The sequence below is a fragment of the Actinoalloteichus fjordicus genome (assembly GCF_001941625.1).
In the GTDB taxonomy this organism is placed as follows: Bacteria; Actinomycetota; Actinomycetes; order Mycobacteriales; family Pseudonocardiaceae; genus Actinoalloteichus_A; species Actinoalloteichus_A fjordicus.
Window position 1 is genome coordinate 625,711 of the sequence record NZ_CP016076.1, and the last position, 21,979, is coordinate 647,689.

Genomic DNA, 21,979 nt, shown 5'->3' on the forward strand with positions numbered 1-21,979 from the left:
GGGCCACGCGAGTGATCGGCGCGTGCCGTCTTGACTCAAGCGCGGACCGGAGTCACTCTGTTGTCGTGCGAGTGGCGGCGTGGCCGTTGCCACTCGACAGTCGCCGGGATTGCGGCTAGACTGGCTCTTTGCGCTGCCCACTTTCCGCCTGTCCTCTGTCGGGGCGTAGGATGTTGGGCACCACTGCACCCTTGACAGCTGTGTTAGTCGGCTGCTAGCGCCGCTGCTTAGCCAGCTACCAGTCCCTGGAAGGACGCATCTTGGCAGTCTCCCGCGCGACCCAGGCCACTGCTGCGACCAACTCCATGTCGGGGATCCCTGGGGCACCCAAGCGGGTCTCGTTCGCGAAGATCCGTGAGCCGCTCGGGGTGCCTGATCTGTTGGACCTTCAGGTCCAGTCCTTCGAATGGCTCACCGGGGCCGAATCCTGGTTCCAGCGCCGCATTGACGCGGGCGAGGACCTCCCGGTCGGTGGGCTTGAAGAGGTCTTGAACGAGATCTCCCCGATCGAGGACTTCTCCGGCTCGATGTCTCTCTCCTTCTCCAGCCCGCGCTTCGACGAGGTCAAGGCCTCGGTCGAGGAGTGCAAGGACAAGGACATGACCTACGCGGCGCCGTTGTTCGTCACCGCGGAATTCACCAACAACACCACCGGCGAGATCAAGAGCCAGACGGTGTTCATGGGTGATTTCCCGATGATGACGAACAAGGGCACGTTCATCATCAACGGCACCGAGCGAGTCGTCGTCTCCCAGTTGGTCCGTTCGCCAGGCGTCTATTTCGATCACGCCGTCGACAAGACGACGGATAAGGACGTCTACAACGTAAAGATCATTCCCAGCCGTGGAGCCTGGCTGGAGTTCGATGTCGACAAGCGCGACACGGTCGGTGTCCGGATCGACCGCAAGCGTCGTCAGCCCGTCACGGTGCTGCTGAAGGCCCTCGGCTGGAACGCCGAGCGCATCCGGGAGCGCTTCGGCTTCAGCGAGACGCTGATCGCCACCCTCGACAAGGACCACACCGCCGGGCAGGACGAGGCGCTGCTCGACATCTACCGCAAGCTGCGTCCTGGCGAGCCCCCGACCAGGGAGAGCGCGCAGACCCTGCTTGAGAACCTGTTCTTCAAGGACAAGCGCTACGACCTCGCCAAGGTCGGCCGATACAAGCTGAACAAGAAGCTCGGCATCAACGAGCCCGTCCAGGCGGGCACGTTGATCGAAGAGGACATCGTCACGACGATCGAGTACCTGGTCCGCCTGCACGCAGGCGACGACAAGATGCTGGTCGGACAGGGCGACGAGGTCGTCGAGGTGCCCGTCGAGAGCGACGACATCGACCACTTCGGCAACCGTCGCCTTCGCACGGTCGGCGAGCTGATCCAGAACCAGATCCGGGTCGGCCTGTCGCGGATGGAGCGGGTCGTCCGCGAGCGGATGACCACGCAGGACGTCGAGGCCATCACGCCGCAGACCCTGATCAACATCCGGCCCGTCGTGGCCGCGATCAAGGAGTTCTTCGGCACCTCGCAGCTCTCCCAGTTCATGGACCAGACCAACCCGCTCGCGGGTCTGACCCACAAGCGCAGGCTTTCGGCGCTGGGTCCGGGCGGTCTGTCCCGGGAGCGCGCGGGCATGGAGGTCCGCGACGTCCACCCGTCGCACTACGGCCGCATGTGCCCGATCGAGACGCCGGAAGGCCCGAACATCGGTCTGATCGGCTCGCTGTCGTCGTACGGCCGGGTGAACCCCTTCGGGTTCATCGAGACGCCGTACCGGAAGGTCGTCGAGGGTCGGGTCACCGATCAGGTCGACTTCCTGACGGCCGACGAAGAGGACCGCTTCGTCAAGGCGCAGGCGAACACGCCGATCTCCGACGACGGCACCTTCCTCGAGGACCGGGTCCTGGTCCGCCGGAAGGGCGGCGAGCTGGACTACATCCCGCCGTCGGACGTCGACTACATGGACGTCTCGCCCCGACAGATGGTGTCCGTCGCCACGGCGATGATCCCCTTCGTCGAACACGACGACGCCAACCGTGCCCTGATGGGCGCGAACATGCAGCGCCAGTCGGTGCCGTTGCTGCGCAGCGAGTCGCCGCTGGTCGGCACTGGCATGGAGCTGCGTGCCGCCGTCGACGCGGGTGACGTCCTGGTGGTCGACAAGGCAGGCGTCATCGAAGAGGTGTGCGCCGACTTCATCACCGTCATGGCCGACGACGGGACTCGGCAGACCTACCGGCTGCACAAGTTCCGCCGCTCGAACCAGGGCACCTGCACCAACCAGAAGCCGATCGTCTCCGAGGGTGAGCGCGTCGAGATCGGCCAGGTCATCGCCGACGGACCGTGCACCGACGAGGGCGAGATGGCCCTTGGCAAGAACCTGCTCGTGGCGATCATGCCGTGGGAGGGGCACAACTACGAGGACGCGATCATCCTGTCGCAGCGCCTCGTGCAGGACGACGTGCTCACCTCGATTCACATCGAGGAGCACGAGATCGATGCTCGTGACACCAAGCTGGGTGCCGAGGAGATCACGCGGGACATCCCGAACGTCTCCGAGGACGTCCTCGCCGACCTCGACGAGCGCGGCATCATCCGCATCGGCGCCGAGGTCCGGCCCGGCGACATCCTGGTCGGCAAGGTCACCCCGAAGGGCGAGACCGAGCTGACTCCGGAGGAGCGTCTGCTGCGCGCCATCTTCGGCGAGAAGGCCCGCGAGGTGCGGGACACGTCGCTGAAGGTGCCGCACGGGCAGAACGGCAAGGTCATCGGCATCCGGGTGTTCAGCCGGGATGACGACGACGAGCTGCCCCCCGGGGTGAACGAGCTGGTGCGCGTGTACGTGGCGCAGAAGCGGAAGATCCAGGACGGCGACAAGCTGGCCGGTCGGCACGGGAACAAGGGCGTCATCGGCAAGATCCTGCCTGCCGAGGACATGCCCTTCCTGCCGGACGGCACGCCGGTCGACATCATCCTGAACACCCACGGTGTGCCGCGACGGATGAACATCGGTCAGGTGCTGGAGACCCACCTCGGCTGGATCGCGAAGCAGGGCTGGGACATCGAGGGCAACCCGGACTGGGCGGGCCGCCTTCCCGACGAGCTGTACTCGGCGGAGCCGGGTACGAACACCGCCACCCCGGTGTTCGACGGCGCCAGGGAAGAGGAGATCACCGGTCTGCTCGGCTCGACGCTGCCCAACCGGGACGGCGAGCGGATGGTCAAGGCCGACGGCAAGGCACGACTGTTCGACGGGCGCAGCGGCGAGCCGTACCCGTACCCGGTCGCGGTCGGCTACATGTACATCCTGAAGCTGCTGCACCTGGTGGACGACAAGATCCACGCTCGGTCGACCGGTCCATACTCGATGATCACTCAGCAGCCGCTCGGTGGTAAGGCACAGTTCGGTGGCCAGCGGTTCGGCGAGATGGAGTGCTGGGCCATGCAGGCCTACGGCGCTGCGTACACGCTCCAGGAGCTGCTCACGATCAAGTCGGACGACGTGGTCGGTCGGGTCAAGGTCTACGAGGCCGTGGTCAAGGGGGAGAACATCCCCGACCCCGGCATCCCGGAGTCCTTCAAGGTGCTGCTCAAGGAGCTGCAGGCACTGTGCCTGAACGTCGAGGTGCTCTCCACCGACGGCGCCGCGATCGAGATGCGCGACACCGAGGACGAGGACCTGGAGCGGGCTGCCGCGAACCTGGGCATCAACCTCTCGCGCAACGAGTCGCCGTCTGTCGACGATGTCGTGAACTGACCTCGCTGACGTCGGGCGGGGGTCGATCCGGGTATCCGGATCGACTTCCGCCCGACCTGGCCCTGCCCCACAGGTCCGTCAAGGATCTGAACCAACTATCAGGGGAGAAGAACCGGCGTGCTGGACGTCAACTTCTTCGATGAACTCCGTATCGGCCTGGCCACGGCAGACGACATTCGTCAGTGGTCCTACGGCGAGGTCAAGAAGCCCGAGACCATCAACTACCGCACGCTCAAGCCGGAGAAGGACGGGCTCTTCTGCGAGAAGATCTTCGGTCCCATGCGGGACTGGGAGTGCTACTGCGGCAAGTACAAGCGCGTCCGATTCAAGGGCATCGTCTGTGAGCGATGCGGCGTCGAGGTGACCCGTTCCAGGGTCCGTCGTGAGCGCATGGGGCACATCGAGCTGGCCGCCCCCGTCACGCACATCTGGTACTTCAAGGGCGTGCCGAGCCGGCTGGGCTACCTGCTCGACCTGGCGCCCAAGGATCTCGAGAAGATCATCTACTTCGCGGCGTACGTGATCACCTCGGTGAACACCGACCTGCGTCACAACGACCTTCCCACGCTGGAGAACGAGTTCGGCGTGGAGCGCAAGCGGGTCGAGGAGAAGCGCGACGCCGACATCGAGGCTCGGGCGCAGAAGCTCGAGGCCGACCTCGCCGAGCTGGAGGCGGAGGGCGCCAAGAGCGACGTCCGCCGCAAGGTCAAGGAGGGCGGCGAGCGGGAGATGCGCCAGCTCCGCGACCGCACTCAGCGAGAGCTGGACCGGCTCGACGAGATCTGGACGACCTTCACCAAGCTGGAGCCCAAGCAGCTCGTGCCCGACGAGCTGATCTACCGCGAGCTCTACGACCGGTACGGCGACTACTTCACCGGCGGCATGGGCGCGGAGGCGATCCAGTCGCTGCTGGGCACCTTCGACATCGGCCGCGAGGCGGAGATCCTTCGGGACACGATCCGCAACGGCAAGGGGCAGAAGAAGCTCAGGGCGCTGAAGCGGCTCAAGGTCGTGGCGGCCTTCTTGGCCACCGGCAACAGCCCGCAGGGCATGGTCCTCGACTGCACCCCGGTGATCCCGCCGGACCTGCGTCCGATGGTTCAGCTCGACGGCGGCCGGTTCGCCACGTCCGACCTGAACGACCTGTACCGCCGGGTGATCAACCGGAACAACCGTCTCAAGCGACTGATCGACCTCGGTGCCCCCGAGATCATCGTCAACAATGAGAAGCGGATGCTCCAGGAGGCCGTCGACGCGCTGTTCGACAACGGCCGCCGTGGTCGCCCCGTCACCGGCCCTGGCAACCGGCCGTTGAAGTCGCTGTCCGACCTGCTCAAGGGCAAGCAGGGTCGATTCCGCCAGAACCTCCTCGGCAAGCGCGTCGACTACTCGGGCCGTTCGGTCATCGTGGTCGGCCCGCAGCTGAAGCTGCACCAGTGTGGTCTGCCCAAGCAGATGGCCTTGGAGCTGTTCAAGCCGTTCGTGATGAAGCGGCTGGTCGACCTGAACCACGCTCAGAACATCAAGTCGGCCAAGCGGATGGTCGAGCGGCAGCGCGGCCAGGTGTGGGACGTCCTCGAAGAGGTCATCACCGAGCACCCGGTGCTGCTGAACCGTGCGCCGACGCTGCACCGGCTGGGCATCCAGGCCTTCGAGCCGCAGCTCGTCGAGGGCAAGGCGATCCAGCTTCACCCGCTGGTCTGTGAGGCGTTCAACGCCGACTTCGACGGTGACCAGATGGCCGTGCACCTGCCGCTGTCGGCGGAGGCGCAGGCCGAGGCTCGCATCCTGATGTTGTCGAGCAACAACATCCTGTCGCCCGCGTCGGGTCGTCCGCTGGCCATGCCGCGACTGGACATGGTCACCGGCATCTACTTCCTCACCAAGGTCCGTGAGGGAGCACCGGGCGAAGGCCACGCGTACTCCTCGCCGTCCGAGGCGATCATGGCCTACGACCGGGGTGCCCTCTCGCTGCACGCCAAGGCGAAGATCCGCGTCACCGACCGGGTCCCGCCGCGTGGGCAGGAGCCAGAGGACTGGGAGCCGGGCAAGGCGTGGCTGGCCGAGACCACGCTCGGGCGGGTGCTGTTCAACGACCTGCTGCCCGCCGACTACCCGTTCATCGACGAGCTGCTTCCGAAGAAGAAGCAGGCCGCGATCGTGAACGACCTCGCGGAGCGCTACCCGATGGTCGTCGTGGCGCAGACGCTGGACAAGCTCAAGGACGCGGGCTTCCACTGGGCCACCCGCTCCGGCATCACGATCGCCATCTCGGACGTGGTGGTTCCTGCGGACAAGCAGGACATCCTCGACAAGTACGAGCTGGAGGCCAGCCGTATCGAGAAGCGCTACCAGCGTGGCGCGCTCTCCTACACGGAACGCAACAGCGAGCTGGTCAAGGTCTGGCAGCGGGCGAAGGACGAAGTCGCCGAGGCGATGGAGAAGAACTTCCCCGAGGACAACCCGATCCCCACGATCGTGAAGTCCGGTGCCGCGGGCAACATGACGCAGGTCGTGCAGCTGGCCGGTATGCGTGGCGTGGTGTCCAACACCAAGGGCGAGTACATCCCTCGGCCGATCAAGGCGAACTTCCGTGAGGGCCTGTCGGTGCTGGAGTACTTCATCTCCACGCACGGCACCCGAAAGGGACTCGCCGACACCGCGATTCGTACCGCCGACTCGGGTTACCTGACCCGGCGTCTGGTGGACGTCTCGCAGGACGTCATCATCCGCGAGACGGACTGCGGCACCGAGCGCGGCATCATCATGCCGATCGGCGAGAGTGGCCCCGACGGCAAGCTCGTCTGGGACGTCCACGTCGAGACCAGCGTCTACTCGCGTAGCTCTGCGGAGGACGTCACCGACGAGGACGGCAACGTGCTTCTCGCACGTGGTTCGGACCTCGGCGACTCGGCGATCGAGACCCTGCTCACCGCTGGCGTGTCGAAGCTGAAGGTGCGGAGCGTGCTGACCTGCGAGTCGGCCGTCGGGGTGTGCGCGGTCTGCTACGGCCGTTCGATGGCGACCGGCAAGCTGGTCGACATCGGCGAGGCAGTGGGCATCGTCGCCGCACAGTCGATCGGTGAGCCCGGCACGCAGCTCACGATGCGTACGTTCCACCAGGGTGGCGTCGCCGGTGACGACATCACCACCGGTCTGCCTCGTGTGCAGGAGCTCTTCGAGGCCCGCATCCCCAAGGGCAAGGCGCCGATCTCCGAGGTCGACGGCCGAATCCAGATGGAGGAGGGCGAGCGCTTCCGGAAGATCACGATCATTCCGGACGACGGCAGCGAGGAGATCGTTCACGACAAGCTGTCCCGGCGGCAGTGGCTGGCCACCATCAAGGTGGACGACAGCGAGCGGCCGATTCAGGACGGCGACCGCGTGACGGTCGGCCAGCAGCTGCTGGAAGGTGCGGTCGACCCCCACGAGGTGCTCCGGGTCATGGGCCCCAGGGAGGCTCAGCTTCACCTGGTGCGCGAGGTGCAGAAGGTGTACCGGACGCAGAGCGTGTCGATCCACGACAAGCACATCGAGGTCATCGTCCGGCAGATGCTCCGACGGGTCACGGTCATCGACTCGGGCTCCACGGAGTTCCTGCCCGCCTCCTGGGCCGAGCGCAGCGTGTTCGAGGCTGCCAACCGTCGAGTGGTGGCGCAGGGCGGCGAGCCTGCCTCGGGTCGCCCGGTCCTGATGGGCATCACGAAGGCGTCGCTGGCCACCGAGTCGTGGCTGTCGGCGGCCTCCTTCCAGGAGACGACCAGGGTGCTCACCGATGCCGCGATCAACGGCAAGAGTGACAAGCTGGTCGGCCTGAAGGAGAACGTGATCATCGGTAAGTTGATCCCGGCAGGCACGGGCATCAACCGCTACCGGCACATCCAGGTGCAGCCGACCGAGGAGGCGCGGGCCGCAGCGTATGCGATCCCGTCCTACGACGACGGCTACTACACCCCGGACGTGTTCGGCACCGGCACCGGTGCGGCAGTGCCGCTGGACGACTATGACTTCGGCCGCGACTTCCGCTGAGGTTCGTACGCTTCATCCGAGGGCCCCGAGGCAATGCCTCGGGGCCCTCGGCCTGTGTAAGAGCGACGTTCGGGCACCTGCGCGCCCGGCGGCCCGGTCGCCACGGCCCGGACAGCTGTGCCTACGGCCGGATCGTCGCTCGTGTCTGCCTGCATACCTGCGTGGTTGCGCGGCGGACAGGCTGCCGAGCCGATCCGGGCTGCACGACGTCGGACGCAGGCGACGGTCGACGGCGGCCGATGTGACGGCGGCGATGACACGCCGTCAGCCCCAGTCCGAGGCGGCAGCCGGACGAGGCGAGCCCACGCGTCGGGCGCAGGCAGTTCCGTCTTTCTCGACGTCAGCGGGCCATCGCCGCAGGGCTGGTGGACATCGGGCGCGACGGGACACCGGCGATCCTTCCGGTAACCGGAAGCACGGTCGACGCTTCTGCGACTGATCTTGCTTGAATACGGGCGCGGACCGGAGAAGATTAGGTCGTCAGTTCACTCGTCAAGAAAGAGGCGACTCCGATGGCGAAGGTCACGCCAACCGCAAAGAAGCTGTTGCTCGGCCGCGAGATCGCCTACCTGCGAGATCGGGCAGGGCTGTCCCAGAGCGAGGCCGCCGCGTTGATTGAGAAGCGACAGAGCCAGTTCACCGCCCTGGAGTCCGGCCAGGCGAGTATCACGCCCGGCGACCTGCGACTGCTGCTCGGCGGGCTGGGGGTGACCGAGGAGCAGCACATCAGCGCCCTGCTGGAGTTACGCCGAGGCAATCACCAACGGGGCAGATGGACCGGCATTCGCAGTCTCTACAACGAGGACTTCCGGACACTGGTGGATCTGGAGGAGCACTGCGACCTGATTCGCACCGTCGAGTGCGAGGTGCCGCCGGGTCTGCTGCAGTGTGAGGCGTTCACCCGCGCGCTCTACTCCTACGCGCACACCGGACCCGATCTCGACGACCGGGTTCAGGCGAGGCTGGCGAGACAGGCGATCTACCACAAGCCGGAGCCCCCGCAGGCGGCGTTCGTGATCTCGGAGTCGGCGCTGCGGCGGCAGTACGGCCCGCCCGAGGTGATGCGTGAACAGATCGACTACATGATCGCCCTGTCGACGCTGCCCAACGTTCGTCTCCAGGTGCTGCCCTTCAAGACCAGGGTGCAGAGTGCCTCGATCCGTGACGGCTTCGTGCTCCTGCGAATCCCCTCTCCGGGTGTCGCCGGTCCCTTGGAGTTCGCCTACACCGAGAACGAGGCAGAACTGCGGTACCTGGACGACAAGCGGACGGTGACGATATTGGACACTGCCTGGGCCCGATTGGCAGGCGCGGCACTGAGCTTCGACGACTCCCGCGAATTTCTGCGGGTGGTGGCGGATGAGTACTGTTGAGAGGCCGTCACCCATGACCAGCTATGGAGCCCAGGACATGAAAGCCAAGCCGACTGAGTTCTCTCGGTTCGACTTCCGTACGTCCAGTTACAGCGGTGAGAACGGCAACAACTGTGTCGAGGTCGCGCGGCTGACCGACGTGGTCGGCCTTCGCGACAGCAAGGTCGAGTTCGGCTCCTCGCACGACGTGGTGCTTCGGGTGTCGCTGTCGGCCTTCGCCGGCCTGCTGACCGCAGTGAAGGACGGGCGGTTGAGTCGCTAGTCGCCTATCGGGGCGGGCCCGCGCAGCGCCGCGCGGAGTCCCCGATCACCGTCGATCGCCGGGCAGCGGCAGGCACCGAGTACGGGCTCCCCTACTGGTCACGCCGAGTGGAACAGCGCCGAACCCGGACGGACACCAGGACGATACGCACCGTCGAATACAGCACCGCCGCGATCGGCAGCACGATTCGTAACAGCGGCCGGTCGACGAAGTAGAAGGCGGCCGACGCTCCGATCACCGCAACCGTGATGAGCCCGATGACGACCTCACGGCCGATCGACTCGGCGAGACGACCCATGACGAGTTCCGCGAAGAGTCTGTTCATTCGCTTGCTCCTCTCCAGCTTGGGCGGCTGACGTACGACGAGGTCATGACCGCGGCTCCCAGCGGAAGGCCTTGTGGATCACCACGCCGAAGAGCGCGACCCACAGGGCGGTCCCGCCGACCGCGACCAGTTCGACGTCGGGCAGACCTTCGGGAACGACCAGCAGCGAGCTGCCTGCCCACCCGGCGGAGACCAGCTCCAGCGGTCCGGTCAACGGCATCGCCAGCCCGAGGAGGACCAGATTCGGATCTGAGGACAGGCGCAGGTACATGCCTGCCAGCGCCGCGATCAGCAGCGGTCCGGTGGTGAGCTGGGCCAGCTCCACCGTGCGGGTCAGCGTCGCTGTCGCCAGTCCTGCCAACACTGTCAGGCCGATGCCGGCCACGACGCCCGCGATCACGGTTAACGGCTGAGCGGGCAGCGGTGCGCCCGCGAGTAGACAGATGGCGAAGAGCACGGCCGCCTGCCCGAGCGCGACCAGTGCGATGGGCGCCAGGATGCCCGCGAGCACCCCGGTGTCGGTCAGCTCACTGGTGCGGAGCCGCTTGAGGACCAGCGCCTGCCTGCGCGCGGTCACCACGATGGTGCTCACCAGATAGACCGAGAGGATGAGCAGCATCAGGAATCGCTCGCCGAGGACCGCGCCCCATCGTGGGTCGGTCGGAGCGGGAGCCTGTAGCCAGGTGAGGAATCCGAGTCCCAGCGGGACGAGGATGGTGGTCATGGCGATCAGCGGCCGTCGGAACAGCAGCCGAAGCTCGACGATGCTGAACCGTCCGACCAACAGGGCGGTGCTGGACATCTGATCTTCCTTCCTCGGGGTGATCGAACGGGTCACTGGGTACTGATCTGGAGGAAGATCTCCTCCAAGGACGCGTTGACCGCGGTGAGACCGGACAAGGCGACGTCGTGGTCGGCGGCCCAGGCCAGCAGGGCCGTCAGATCGGCTTGCAGCGTGCTGGTCTCGACCCAGAGCCGGGTCTGCTCGTCCTCGGCGACGAGTTGGACGCGGCCCTTGAACGCGGGCAGAGCGGCCGTCCAGACGGAGGGCATGGTCGCGGCGATGCGGGACGGATGTCGGGCCAGCAACTCGGGAACCGAGCCCTGCAGGTGCACTCGCCCCTGGTGCATGATCGCCACTCGATCGGCCAGGCTCTCGGCCTCGGCCAGGTAATGGGTGGTCAGCAGCACTGTGCAGCCCGCGTCGCGCAGGTCACGCACCGTCGCCCAGAGCCGTTGTCGGGACTCCGGGTCGAGGCCGGTGCTCGGTTCGTCGAGGATGATCAGCGAAGGCCTGCCCCAGACGGCTAGGGCGAAGTCCAACCTGCGGCGCTCACCGCCGGAGAGCCGCTCCACGGCGACGTCTCGCCTCGCGTCCAGCTCCACGAGGGCGAGCACAGCGTCGACGTCGTCGTCCCTGCTGCTCAGCCCGGCCCACATCCGCAGGGTCTCGACGGTCGTCAGCTCGTTGATCAGCCCGGCCTCCTGGAGGAGGATCCCCGTCCGAGCAGCCAGCGCGCGGCGATCACGGCAGGGGTCGAGCCCGAGCACCCGAATCGTTCCCTCGGCGGGGCGGCGGAAACCCTCGATCAGTTCGAGCGTGGTCGTCTTGCCTGCGCCGTTCGTTCCGAGCAGGGCGAAGACCTCGCCGATCCGCACATCGAGGTCGAGTCGGTCGACGGCGGTGAAGTCGTCGTAACGGAACGTCAGACCGGCCAGTTCGACCGCCGCCCCGGAGTCCGAGCCGGGGGCTCGTGTTCGGTCCGCGGCGCGGCCGCCGGGGGCGGAGTGCGTCATCGATGTCATGCGTCGAGCGTCGCCTGCGGAAGTCGTCGCTGGTAGTGGCAAGTGTCATGAAAAACCCATGACACTTGTCAGCAATCCGTATGACAGTTGTCATGAGCTTCGGTGAAGCCACGGCACGTCCCGGATCGTTCATTACGGTGAGTGCATGACCGCAACTCCGCCGATCGAGGTGCTGCGTCGTCGAACGGCAGTCGCCATCGTCAGCTCGGCCGCCACGGCCGCCATGCTGCCGGTGGTGATGATCCTGTTCCGAGGTGCGAGCGGGCCCGTCGGCGTCGTGCTGATCCTCGGTTCGGTGCTGTTCATGCCGCTGCACTGGTACTGCCTGCGATCCGGCCTGCGCGCACCCGCGACGCCGGTGGACCTGCGGGTGACGGTTCCGCTGCTGGGGCTGGCGGTGCTTCTCGCGCTGCTGGGCAGTGGTCAATCCGATGTCGGCTGGCTGTGGTTCGTCATCATCGGATTCGCGGTCGCGGATCTGGCGATCGGCCGCCCCATCCGGATCGTCCGCATCTTCGTCGCCGTCTTCGGCTGCCTGGCAGGCGCGTGCGCGGTGCTCCTCGCCTGGCTGCAGGATCCTGCCGATCCCGGGCGGCTGGCCCTCATCGGCGGGCTGGTGCTGTTCCTGGTCAGCGGAATGGTCTACAGCGAGCCGAGTTCACTGAGCACCTGGCGTTCGACGATGGAGCTGGACATCGCGCGACGAAACTCGACGGAGGTCGGCGCGCAACGCGAGCGACTTCGTCTCTCGGAGGATCTGCACGACATGCTGGGGCACACCCTGGAAGTGGTAGCGCTCAAGGCCGAGCTGGCGACCCGGCTCGGGACCGTCGACCCGGAGCGGGCCAGAAGCGAGATGGCCGAGGTGCAACGCCTGGCCAGGACGTCGTTGCAGGAGGTTCGCGGTCTCGTCCGAGATCGACAGGAGACGGACCTGGTCGTCGAGCTCAGCAGCGTTCAGGCTCTGCTGAGCTCGGCGGGCATCCACTGCGACATCCGGGGCGAGGCCACCGACTTCGACCAGTTGACCCGTCAGCTCTTCGGCCGGGTCCTCCGTGAGTCGGCGACGAACCTGCTGCGACACGCCGAACCCGCCCACTGTCAGATCCACCTCGCCGACAGGCGAGGACACGCCTCGATGATCGTGATCAACGACGGCGTGGCCGATCACCACGACGAGAAGACCGAGGGCACGGGACTCGCCGGACTAGCCAGAAGGCTGGCCGAACACGGCGGCACCGTGGCCGCCGGGCCGGGCACCGAGCCGGGCACATTCCGGGTCGAGGCCTCGTTGCCCGGTGTGTCCCTGCGGGGTGCGCGATGATCCGCGTGGTGCTGGTCGACGACGAGCGGCTGACGAGGGACGCGGTGGCCGCGCTGCTCGCCCTGGAGTCGGATCTCGACGTGGTCGGGCAGGCGTCGGACGGGGCGGCTGCGGTGGCACTGGTCTTGGAGCTGGTTCCCGACATCGTCGTGCTGGACGTCGAGATGCCCGGACTTCAGGGCCCGGACGTGGTCGAACGTGTGATGGCCTCGGCGAGCGGAATCCAGTGCATGATCCTCACCCGGCATGCGCGACCCGGTGTGCTGCGGCGCGCGCTTGCCGCAGGCGCACGGGGATTCCTGCCGAAGAACGTGCCCGTCTCGCAGCTCGCGGATGCGATCAGGAGGGTGCATTCCGGCAGACGCTACGTCGACGAGTCCATGGCCGCGGAGGCGCTGGCCGAATCGCCCTGCCCGCTGACCGATCGCGAGCGCGAGATGCTGGCGATGGTCACGGATTCCCGGACGGCCGCCGACATCGCCCGGCTGGTCCACCTGTCCTCCGGGACGGTCCGCAACTATCTCTCCTCCGCGATGAGCAAACTGGCGGCTCGGACCCGAACCGAGGCCGCTCGTATCGCCCGTGATCACGGCTGGATCTGATCAACGGGCCCGCGCCTCGACTGTCGTCGCGGTCCTGGTGCTCCTCGGGCAGGCTCGGGCGCCGAGTTCGGCAGTCCGGCGGTAGCGGAGCCCGGTAATGCCGCAGTGCCGGACTGCCGCAGCGCCGTGCGCCTGGTGCTTCTCGGGCAGCTCGGCGGAGAGCCGTGTCGCCGAACTCCATCGCCTGCGCGGCTCGACAGCCGAGCCCGACCTCGGCGGTCCGGTGGCGGGTCGTCGGAATCCGCCGCCGTGCGCGACGACGTCGTGTTCAGCCCCGAGGTGTGTTGGCCGGCATGGTGGGGGGATGAGCGAACTGACCTTCGGCGAGGAAGCACAGAGTCTGATCTCGGCATACTCGGACCTGCTTGTGCAGGCGGGCGAGGCGGGAGCCGAGCCGGACCCTGATCGCCAGGCGATGGTCGAGGCGCTCGAGGTGGGCGAACGTCTCGTCGAGCTGCTGACCGCGCGGGCCGACGAGTATCGGGAGTCGATGGCGTCGTTGCGGAGGCGACTGGAGCAGCCTGCCGGGTGAGAACCGAGAAACGCAGGCGGCGGCCGGGCGGGCACCGGATCACTCCTGCGCGGGATCTCGACAGAGACCAACCGGTCGAGTGCATTCGCCCCTGGGCAGTCCGGCACCGGTGGGAGCTCCGACGGGAGGCCCGTGGCGAGAAGGCCCAGCGGGCCGGGCCGACGCCGGACGTCACGGCCTACGCAGAGGCGACCGGCGACTCAAGGGCGGTCCATGCGGTCACGGAGCCGCTGGACGTGTTCCTCGACAGACCGCTGGTGTTCTGCGGAGGCCTTCCGGTCTGCGCGGGCTAGGGCCAGCGCCGCCTCGGCCGACAGCTGGGCGCACATCATCATGTCCAGGACGGCCTCCCGACGGTCCTCAGTCTCGGCCGCGACGAGCATGGGCCGGAGGTGCTCCACCATGCGCTCCATCTCCCCGGCCGACGCCACCAGCGCGTCGCGGGCTGCGGCCATCGCGGCGCGTCCTCGGTTGAAGTGATCCATGGCCTCGTGCCGTCGCTGTGGGGAGAGCTGGTCGAGACTCCGCAGCAGTTCGTCGCTCAGCTCGATGTTCCAGATGTCCTTCTCCGCGCTCATCTGCTCAGCCTGGCACGGGGACGTGCTCGTGCGCGCCTGAGTTCTGCCCTGACTTCGGTCCTGACTTCGGCGTAGGCTGATCCACAGGTGCCTGACACTGCGGGTGACCCACCCCGTTTTGACCCGTCCCAGCGGGTGCGGGTATCTTTGCTGCCTGGGCCCGACTTGTGTTGGGCTGGTCTGTGTGCCTGTGATCGTTGGCTCATCGCCTCCGTAACCACAGGACGGTGGAAGTCTTCCGGGTTGGCCGAGGGTTTCACGCCTGTGGGCGTGGAAGCGGGCGACACGCCCGACCTCGGGTTACGGGGGACAGCCGCGTGACTCCAGACACGACCCGCAAGGGTCGGATATAGCCTGAGGTGCTCAAAGGAGCATCTTTACGTAGCGAACGGAAGAAGTAGCCGGTCCATGCCCACGATCCAGCAGCTGGTCCGCAAGGGCCGCCAGGACAAGGTCGCGAAGACCAAGACCGCGGCGCTCAAGGGGAGCCCGCAGCGGCGCGGTGTGTGCACCCGCGTCTACACGACCACCCCTAAGAAGCCCAACTCGGCGCTGCGCAAGGTCGCGCGTGTCAAGCTGACCAGCGGCATCGAGGTGACGGCCTACATCCCCGGTGAGGGCCACAACCTGCAGGAGCACTCGATGGTGCTCGTTCGTGGCGGCCGTGTTAAGGACCTGCCCGGTGTTCGTTACAAGATCATCCGTGGCTCTCTTGACACGCAGGGCGTGAAGAACCGCAAGCAGGCCCGCAGCCGGTACGGTGCGAAGAAGGAGAAGAGCTAACCATGCCCCGCAAGGGACCGGCCCCCAAGCGGCCGCTTATCTCCGACCCGGTGTACGCCTCGCCGCTGGTGACCCAGCTCATCAACAAGGTGCTGGTCGACGGCAAGCGTTCAGTGGCTGAGAAGATCGTGTACGAGGCCCTGGAGGGCAGTCGCGAGAAGACCGGCACCGACCCGGTCGTCACGCTCAAGCGCGCGCTCGACAACGTCAAGCCCGCCCTGGAGGTGCGCAGCCGCCGTGTCGGTGGCGCGACCTACCAGGTGCCGGTGGAGGTGCGGGCGAGCCGCTCCACCACGCTGGCTCTGCGGTGGCTGGTCGGCTTCGCCCGTCAGCGTCGTGAGAAGACGATGGTCGAGCGCCTGACGAACGAGCTGCTGGACGCGAGCAACGGACTCGGGGCGAGTGTGAAGCGCCGCGAAGACACCCACAAGATGGCCGAGTCGAACAAGGCCTTCGCGCATTACCGCTGGTGATCGAGGATGCCCGACACGATCGACTTCGTCGGTCACGGCTCCGCCTCGGATCGGACATCCGATTCGAGGCCTGCTGTTGTCGGGCCTTCGGCCACCCCTAGAGACAGCTAGACAAAGCTGATCAGGAACGGGGAAGACTCTCGTGGCACGCGACGTGCTGACTGACCTGGCCAAGGTCCGCAACATCGGGATCATGGCCCACATCGACGCGGGCAAGACCACCACGACCGAGCGGATCCTCTTCTACACGGGGATCAACTACAAGATCGGCGAGGTGCACGACGGCGCGGCGACGATGGACTGGATGGAGGAGGAGCAGAAGCGGGGTATCACCATCACCTCGGCTGCCACCACCACCTTCTGGGCAGACCACCAGATCAACATCATCGACACTCCCGGGCACGTCGACTTCACCGTCGAGGTGGAACGGTCGTTGCGCGTGCTCGACGGCGCGGTCGCGGTGTTCGATGGCAAGGAAGGCGTCGAGCCGCAGTCCGAGCAGGTCTGGCGGCAGGCGGACAAGTACGAGGTTCCGCGAGTCTGCTTCGTCAACAAGATGGACAAGCTCGGTGCGGACTTCTACTTCACCGTGCGCACCATCGAGGAGCGCCTCGGTGCCCGCCCGCTCGTCATCCAGCTGCCCATCGGTGCTGAGAACGACTTCGCGGGTGTCGTCGACCTGGTGAACATGCGCGCGCTGACCTGGCGTGGCGACGTTCAGAAGGGCGAGGACTACACCGTCGAGGAGATCCCGGCGGATCTGGCCGAGAAGGCCGCCGAGTACCGGGAGAAGCTCGTCGAGGCCGTGGCCGAGACCGACGAGGAGCTCATGGAGCTCTACCTCGGCGGTGGCGAGTTGTCGCTGGAGCAGATCAAGGCGGGCATCCGCAAGATCACGATCGCTCGTGAGGCCTACCCGGTGCTCTGTGGCTCCGCGTTCAAGAACAAGGGCGTTCAGCCCATGCTCGACGCGGTCATCGACTACCTGCCCTCGCCGCTGGACGTGCCGCCGATGGAGGGTCTGCTGCTCGACGGCGAGACTCCCGCCACTCGGCAGCCCAACGTCGACGAGCCCTTCTCCGCCCTGGCATTCAAGATCGCCGCGCACCCGTTCTTCGGGAAGCTGACCTACATCCGGGTCTACTCGGGCAAGGTCAGCTCCGGCACGCAGCTCGTGAACGCCACCAAGGACCGGAAGGAGCGCATCGGGAAGCTCTTCCAGATGCACTCCAACAAGGAGAACCCGGTCGAGGACGCGCAGGCGGGTCACATCTACGCGGTGATCGGTCTCAAGGAGACCACCACCGGTGACACGCTCGCCGACCCGCAGAAGCCCATCGTCCTCGAGTCGATGAGCTTCCCGGAGCCGGTCATCCAGGTGGCGATCGAGCCCAAGACCAAGAGTGACCAGGAGAAGCTGGGTACGGCGATCCAGAAGCTCGCCGAGGAAGACCCGACGTTCCAGGTCAAGCTTGACGAGGAGACCGGTCAGACCATCATCGCCGGTATGGGCGAGCTGCACCTCGAGGTGCTGGTCAACCGGATGAAGAGCGACTACAAGGTCGAGGCGAACATCGGTAAGCCGCAGGTGGCCTACCGGGAGACGATTCGCAAGACGATCGAGAAGGTCGAGTACACCCACAAGAAGCAGACGGGTGGCTCTGGCCAGTTCGCTCGAGTGATCGTGAAGCTGGAACCGTTGGAGAGCACCGACGGTGCGCTCTACGAGTTCGAGAACAAGGTCAGCGGTGGCCGGGTGCCGAGGGAGTACATTCCGTCGGTCGACGCGGGCGCCCAGGACGCGATGCAGTACGGAGTGTTGGCGGGCTACCCGCTGGTGGGGCTGAAGTTCACCCTGCTGGACGGCGCCTACCACGAGGTGGACTCCTCCGAGATGGCGTTCAAGATCGCCGGTTCGATGGCGATGAAGGAAGCCGCTCGCAAGGCCTCCCCGGCACTGCTCGAGCCCATGATGGCTGTCGAGGTGACGACCCCTGAGGATTACATGGGCGACGTCATCGGCGACCTGAACTCCCGCCGTGGCCACATCCAGGCCATGGAGGAGCGCAGTGGTGCGCGCGTCGTCAAGGCGCTCGTTCCTCTGTCGGAGATGTTCGGGTATGTCGGCGACCTGCGTTCCAAGACGCAGGGTCGGGCGAACTACTCGATGCAGTTCGACTCCTACGCCGAGGTTCCGACGAACGTCGCAAAGGAGATCATCGCGAAGGCGACCGGTGAGTGAGTCTCACCTGTAACGCGGCCTGCCGAGGAGTTCTCCTCGGCTCGGCTGCGGGTGAGCGGCTCGACCAGCCGACGCAAATCCAGCGGTAAGTGCTCCGGTGCCCGTCGGGCTCCGGAGCCCTCCGAGGGGGAAATGTCATCGGCCGCCTCGTATGGGCGGCGAAAATCGAAACCGTCGAGCACATACAACAGTCCGTGCGGCGGAAAGATTAAGTCCAGGAGGACAAACCAGTGGCGAAGGCGAAGTTCGAGCGGACGAAGCCGCACGTCAACATCGGCACCATCGGTCACATCGACCATGGCAAGACCACGCTGACCGCGGCGATCTCCAAGGTCCTGCACGACAAGTTCCCGGACCTCAACCCTCTGATGGCCTTCGACTCGATCGACAAGGCGCCCGAGGAGAAGCAGCGCGGCATCACGATCTCCATCGCGCACATCGAGTACCAGACGGAGAAGCGTCACTACGCGCACGTCGACTGCCCCGGCCACGCCGACTACGTGAAGAACATGATCACGGGTGCGGCGCAGATGGACGGTGCGATCCTCGTGGTCGCCGCCACCGACGGCCCGATGCCGCAGACGCGTGAGCACGTGCTGCTGGCCCGTCAGGTCGGCGTTCCCTACATCGTGGTGGCCCTGAACAAGGCCGACATGGTGGACGACGAGGAGATCTTCGAGCTCGTCGAGATGGAGGTCCGTGAGCTGCTGTCGGCTCAGGAGTTCCCCGGCGACGACCTCCCGGTCGTGCGCGTCTCCGCGCTCAAGGCGCTGGAGGGCGACGCCGAGTGGAGCGCGAAGCTCCTCGAGCTGATGGACGCGGTCGACGAGAACATCCCGGAGCCGGAGCGCGAGGTCGACAAGGCGTTCCTGATGCCGGTGGAGGACGTCTTCACCATCACCGGTCGTGGCACCGTGGTCACCGGTCGTATCGAGCGCGGCATCGTCAAGGTGAACGAGGAGGTGGAGGTCGTCGGCATCAAGGAGAAGTCCCTGAAGACGACCGTCACCAGCATCGAGATGTTCAACAAGTTCCTCGATGAGGGCCAGGCTGGCGACAACGCCGCTCTGCTGCTCCGCGGCATCAAGCGCGAGCAGGTCGAGCGCGGCATGGTCGTCACGAAGCCGGGCTCCAACACCCCGCACACCAGCTTCGAGGCCGAGGTCTACATCCTCTCGAAGGACGAGGGTGGCCGTCACACGCCGTTCTTCAACAACTACCGTCCCCAGTTCTACTTCCGGACGACGGACGTGACCGGCGTGGTCACGCTGCCCGAGGGCACCGAGATGGTCATGCCCGGCGACAACACCGCGATCTCGGTGGAGCTGATCCAGCCCATCGCGATGGACGAGGGTCTGCGTCTGGCGATTCGTGAGGGCGGTCGCACCGTCGGCGCGGGTCGCGTCACCAAGATCAACAAGTGACTCACCGTGGGGAGGGCTCCTGATCCAGGGGCCCTCCCCACCCCCGATTTGGAGGCCTACCTCGGGGTATGGCATCCTGTAAGGGTTGCTCGTCGGAGGCTGTCGGTGAAGCATTGCGAACCGACAGCCTCGGCGCGAGCGCCCCGCGTCCGCAGCCTTGAGGATCGACTCGAGATCGGTGTCGGCCGGGGCTGCACGAACGCAGGTCCATCAGCGGACCCTGCGGGGTGCAGGGGGTCGAGAGATCCACACCACCGATGACGTCACAGGCATCGGTCTGAGCATCGGGCGCGACACGCCCGACCGCGTGGACCGGGTGACGGTGACGACTGGCAGTGTTTTTTCCTGAATAGGGTGTCTCCTTACGCAGGGGAGCAGCACGGGCCGGGAGGATCCAGGTCGGGATCAACGCGAGGCAACCGCAGCGTGTTAGTCAGAAGCGGCACGAGATTAGAGGAACGGCAAGCCACTATGGCGGGACAGAAGATCCGCATCCGGCTCAAGGCCTACGACCACGAGGCGATCGACGCGTCCGCGCGCAAGATCGTCGAGACCGTGACGCGCACCGGCGCTCGGGTCGTCGGACCTGTGCCGCTGCCCACCGAGAAGAACGTGTACTGCGTCATCCGCTCGCCGCACAAGTACAAGGATTCGCGCGAGCACTTCGAGATGCGCACGCACAAGCGTCTGATCGACATTCTCGACCCGTCGCCGAAGACGGTGGACGCGCTGATGCGCATCGACCTGCCGGCCAGTGTCGACGTCAACATTCAGTGATTCGGGCGCTAGAGCGGCGGAGATAACGAGACCCATGTCTGACAAGCAGATCAAGGGGATCCTGGGCACCAAACTTGGTATGTCCCAGGTCTTCGACGAGAACAACCGGATCGTACCGGTCACGGTCGTCAAGGCCGATCCGAACGTGGTCACCCAGATCCGGACCGACGAGAAGGACGGCTACTCGGCCGTCCAGCTGGCATACGGCGCCATTGACCCTCGTAAGGTCAACAAGCCCGAGACCGGCCACTTCAGCAAGGCGAAGGTGACCCCTCGCAGGCACCTGGTGGAGCTGCGCAGCAGCAACGCCGGTGAGTACGAGGTCGGCCAGGAGGTGACGGCCGACGTGTTCGATCAGGGCACGCTGGTCGACGTCGTGGCCACGAGCAAGGGCAAGGGCACCGCCGGTGTCATGAAGCGACACGGCTTCGCGGGTCTGAGCGCCAGCCACGGTACTCAGCGCAAGCACCGCTCGCCCGGCTCCATCGGCGGCTGCGCCACTCCCGGTCGCGTCTTCAAGGGCGTCCGGATGGCCGGACGCATGGGCAACGTGCGGGTCACCACGCAGAACCTGACCGTGCACCGGGTCGACCTCGAGGCGGGACTCATCCTGCTCAAGGGTGCGGTTCCCGGCCCGAAGGGCGGCCTCGTGCTGGTCAAGAGCGCTGCTAAGGGCGGTGTCTGATGAGCGCGAATGTTGAGATCAAGACCCCGGACGGCAAGGCCGACGGCAGCATCGAGCTGCCCGCCGACGTCTTCGACGTCCAGGCGAACATGGCCCTGATGCACCAGGTCGTGGTCGCGCAGCAGGCGGCGGCTCGGCAGGGCACGCACGACACGAAGACCCGCGGCGAGGTTCGCGGCGGTGGGCGTAAGCCGTACCGCCAGAAGGGCACCGGCCGCGCCCGTCAGGGTTCGGTTCGTGCGCCGCAGTTCGTCGGCGGTGGTGTCGTGCACGGCCCGACTCCGCGCGACTACTCCCAGCGGACGCCCAAGAAGATGAAGGCCGCCGCTCTGCGCGGTGCCCTCTCCGACCGGGCCCGCGAGGGGCAGCTGCACGTGGTCACCTCGCTGGTGGACGGCGAGAAGCCCTCGACGAAGTTCGCTCGTCAGGCGCTGCGCACGATCACCGAGGCCCGCCGCGTGCTGGTCGTCCTGCACCGTGAGGACGTCCTGGGCTGGCAGAGCCTGCGCAACCTTTCCGACGTGCACCTGATCGCTCCCGACCAGCTCAACACGTACGACGTGCTGGTCAACGACGACCTGGTGTTCACGAAGGCGGCTCTGGAGAGCTTCCTCTCCGGCTCGGCCCGGCGGTCTGGCAAGGCCACCGCTCGGTCCGGCGCGAGCGCCGACGCTACCGAGTCCGACTCAGATGGGGAGGCTGGGAAGTGATCCCCGACCCTCGCGACATCTTGGTTGCTCCGGTCGTCTCCGAGAAGAGCTACGGCCTTCTCGAGGAGAAGAAGTACACCTTCGTGGTGGTTCCGGACGCCAACAAGACGCAGATCAAGATCGCCGTCGAGCAGGTCTTCGGCGTGAAGGTCGCGAGCGTGAACACGCTCAACCGTCAGGGTAAGCGCAAGCGCACCCGCACCGGGTACGGCAAGCGCAAGGACACCAAGCGGGCGATCGTGACCTTGCACCCGGAGAGCAAGCCGATCGAGATCTTCGGCGGGCCGTCCGCGTGACGC

The 21,979-nt window shown here is 66.4% G+C and carries 19 protein-coding genes; 15 read left to right on the plus strand and 4 right to left on the minus strand.

The features are described from left to right. Positions 1-260: 260 nt before the first annotated feature. From rpoB to UA74_RS02865, 4 genes are all read left to right on the plus strand, one after another. Complete coding sequence (gene rpoB / locus UA74_RS02850) at positions 261-3,755, plus strand: DNA-directed RNA polymerase subunit beta (RefSeq protein ID WP_075738655.1); 3,495 nt, start codon at positions 261-263, stop codon at positions 3,753-3,755. Between the two features lie 117 nt (positions 3,756-3,872). Further along, on the plus strand, positions 3,873-7,784 hold the full coding sequence (locus tag UA74_RS02855; protein WP_075738657.1) for a DNA-directed RNA polymerase subunit beta': 3,912 nt from the start codon (positions 3,873-3,875) through the stop codon (positions 7,782-7,784). Positions 7,785-8,296: 512 nt separating this feature from the next. Further along, positions 8,297-9,157, plus strand: a complete 861-nt coding sequence (locus tag UA74_RS02860; RefSeq protein WP_075738659.1) for a Scr1 family TA system antitoxin-like transcriptional regulator — start codon at positions 8,297-8,299, stop codon at positions 9,155-9,157. Between the two features lie 13 nt (positions 9,158-9,170). Next, on the plus strand, positions 9,171-9,419 hold the full coding sequence (locus tag UA74_RS02865; protein ID WP_232237608.1) for a DUF397 domain-containing protein: 249 nt from the start codon (positions 9,171-9,173) through the stop codon (positions 9,417-9,419). A 91-nt stretch (positions 9,420-9,510) separates the two neighbouring features. Here the strand turns inward: UA74_RS02865 and UA74_RS02870 are convergent, their stop codons facing one another. Genes UA74_RS02870 through UA74_RS02880 form a run of 3 tightly spaced genes read right to left on the minus strand, consistent with a single transcriptional unit; the run spans position 9,511 to position 11,550 of the window. Further along, positions 9,511-9,744 (minus strand): hypothetical protein, encoded by a 234-nt coding sequence (locus UA74_RS02870; protein ID WP_075738661.1) that lies wholly within the window; start codon positions 9,742-9,744, stop codon positions 9,511-9,513. A 43-nt stretch (positions 9,745-9,787) separates the two neighbouring features. Continuing rightward, positions 9,788-10,546 (minus strand): hypothetical protein, encoded by a 759-nt coding sequence (locus UA74_RS31435; protein ID WP_075763774.1) that lies wholly within the window; start codon positions 10,544-10,546, stop codon positions 9,788-9,790. Positions 10,547-10,578: 32 nt separating this feature from the next. Further along, on the minus strand, positions 10,579-11,550 hold the full coding sequence (locus tag UA74_RS02880; RefSeq protein WP_083682881.1) for an ABC transporter ATP-binding protein: 972 nt from the start codon (positions 11,548-11,550) through the stop codon (positions 10,579-10,581). A gap of 145 nt (positions 11,551-11,695) precedes the next feature. Here UA74_RS02880 and UA74_RS02885 point away from each other — a divergent pair, with 145 nt between their 5' ends. The 3 genes from UA74_RS02885 to UA74_RS02895 all read left to right on the plus strand — a co-directional run bounded on the left by UA74_RS02885 (position 11,696) and on the right by UA74_RS02895 (position 14,008). Next, positions 11,696-12,874 carry a sensor histidine kinase gene (locus tag UA74_RS02885; protein ID WP_075738667.1) on the plus strand — a complete coding sequence of 393 codons (1,179 nt, stop codon included), beginning with the start codon at positions 11,696-11,698 and terminating at the stop codon, positions 12,872-12,874. Beyond that, positions 12,871-13,476, plus strand: coding sequence for a response regulator transcription factor (locus UA74_RS02890; protein WP_075738669.1), 606 nt, complete (start codon positions 12,871-12,873; stop codon positions 13,474-13,476). Before UA74_RS02885 ends, UA74_RS02890 begins: the two co-directional genes overlap by 4 nt. Positions 13,477-13,780: 304 nt before the next feature. Beyond that, complete coding sequence (locus UA74_RS02895; RefSeq protein ID WP_075738671.1) at positions 13,781-14,008, plus strand: hypothetical protein; 228 nt, start codon at positions 13,781-13,783, stop codon at positions 14,006-14,008. 200 nt (positions 14,009-14,208) lie between these two features. On the opposite strand, the gene UA74_RS02900 is transcribed toward UA74_RS02895, so the two are convergent. Beyond that, positions 14,209-14,586: a hypothetical protein gene (locus tag UA74_RS02900; RefSeq protein ID WP_075738673.1), complete on the minus strand. Its 378-nt coding sequence runs from the start codon at positions 14,584-14,586 to the stop codon at positions 14,209-14,211. A 408-nt stretch (positions 14,587-14,994) separates the two neighbouring features. Here UA74_RS02900 and rpsL point away from each other — a divergent pair, with 408 nt between their 5' ends. From rpsL to rplW, 8 genes are all read left to right on the plus strand, one after another. Beyond that, a complete protein-coding gene (gene rpsL, locus UA74_RS02905; protein ID WP_025361387.1) occupies positions 14,995-15,369 on the plus strand; it encodes a 30S ribosomal protein S12 in 375 nt (124 codons plus the stop codon). Between the two features lie 2 nt (positions 15,370-15,371). Then, on the plus strand, positions 15,372-15,842 hold the full coding sequence (rpsG, locus tag UA74_RS02910) for a 30S ribosomal protein S7 (protein ID WP_075738675.1): 471 nt from the start codon (positions 15,372-15,374) through the stop codon (positions 15,840-15,842). A gap of 142 nt (positions 15,843-15,984) precedes the next feature. Beyond that, the gene (fusA, locus tag UA74_RS02915) at positions 15,985-18,084 is read left to right on the plus strand and encodes an elongation factor G (protein ID WP_075738677.1); all 2,100 of its coding nucleotides are present in this window, start codon (positions 15,985-15,987) and stop codon (positions 18,082-18,084) included. 230 nt (positions 18,085-18,314) lie between these two features. Then, positions 18,315-19,508 carry an elongation factor Tu gene (gene tuf / locus UA74_RS02920; protein WP_075738679.1) on the plus strand — a complete coding sequence of 398 codons (1,194 nt, stop codon included), beginning with the start codon at positions 18,315-18,317 and terminating at the stop codon, positions 19,506-19,508. Positions 19,509-19,979: 471 nt separating this feature from the next. Next, entirely contained in the window at positions 19,980-20,285 is a 306-nt protein-coding gene (gene rpsJ / locus UA74_RS02925; RefSeq protein ID WP_016698486.1) for a 30S ribosomal protein S10, read from the plus strand. 34 nt (positions 20,286-20,319) lie between these two features. After that, complete coding sequence (gene rplC, locus UA74_RS02930) at positions 20,320-20,970, plus strand: 50S ribosomal protein L3 (protein ID WP_075738681.1); 651 nt, start codon at positions 20,320-20,322, stop codon at positions 20,968-20,970. Then, complete coding sequence (gene rplD, locus UA74_RS02935) at positions 20,970-21,680, plus strand: 50S ribosomal protein L4 (RefSeq protein WP_075738683.1); 711 nt, start codon at positions 20,970-20,972, stop codon at positions 21,678-21,680. Before rplC ends, rplD begins: the two co-directional genes overlap by 1 nt. Next, positions 21,677-21,976 carry a 50S ribosomal protein L23 gene (rplW, locus tag UA74_RS02940; RefSeq protein WP_075738684.1) on the plus strand — a complete coding sequence of 100 codons (300 nt, stop codon included), beginning with the start codon at positions 21,677-21,679 and terminating at the stop codon, positions 21,974-21,976. The genes rplD and rplW overlap by 4 nt, the downstream gene beginning before the upstream one ends. Positions 21,977-21,979: the final 3 nt, after the last annotated feature.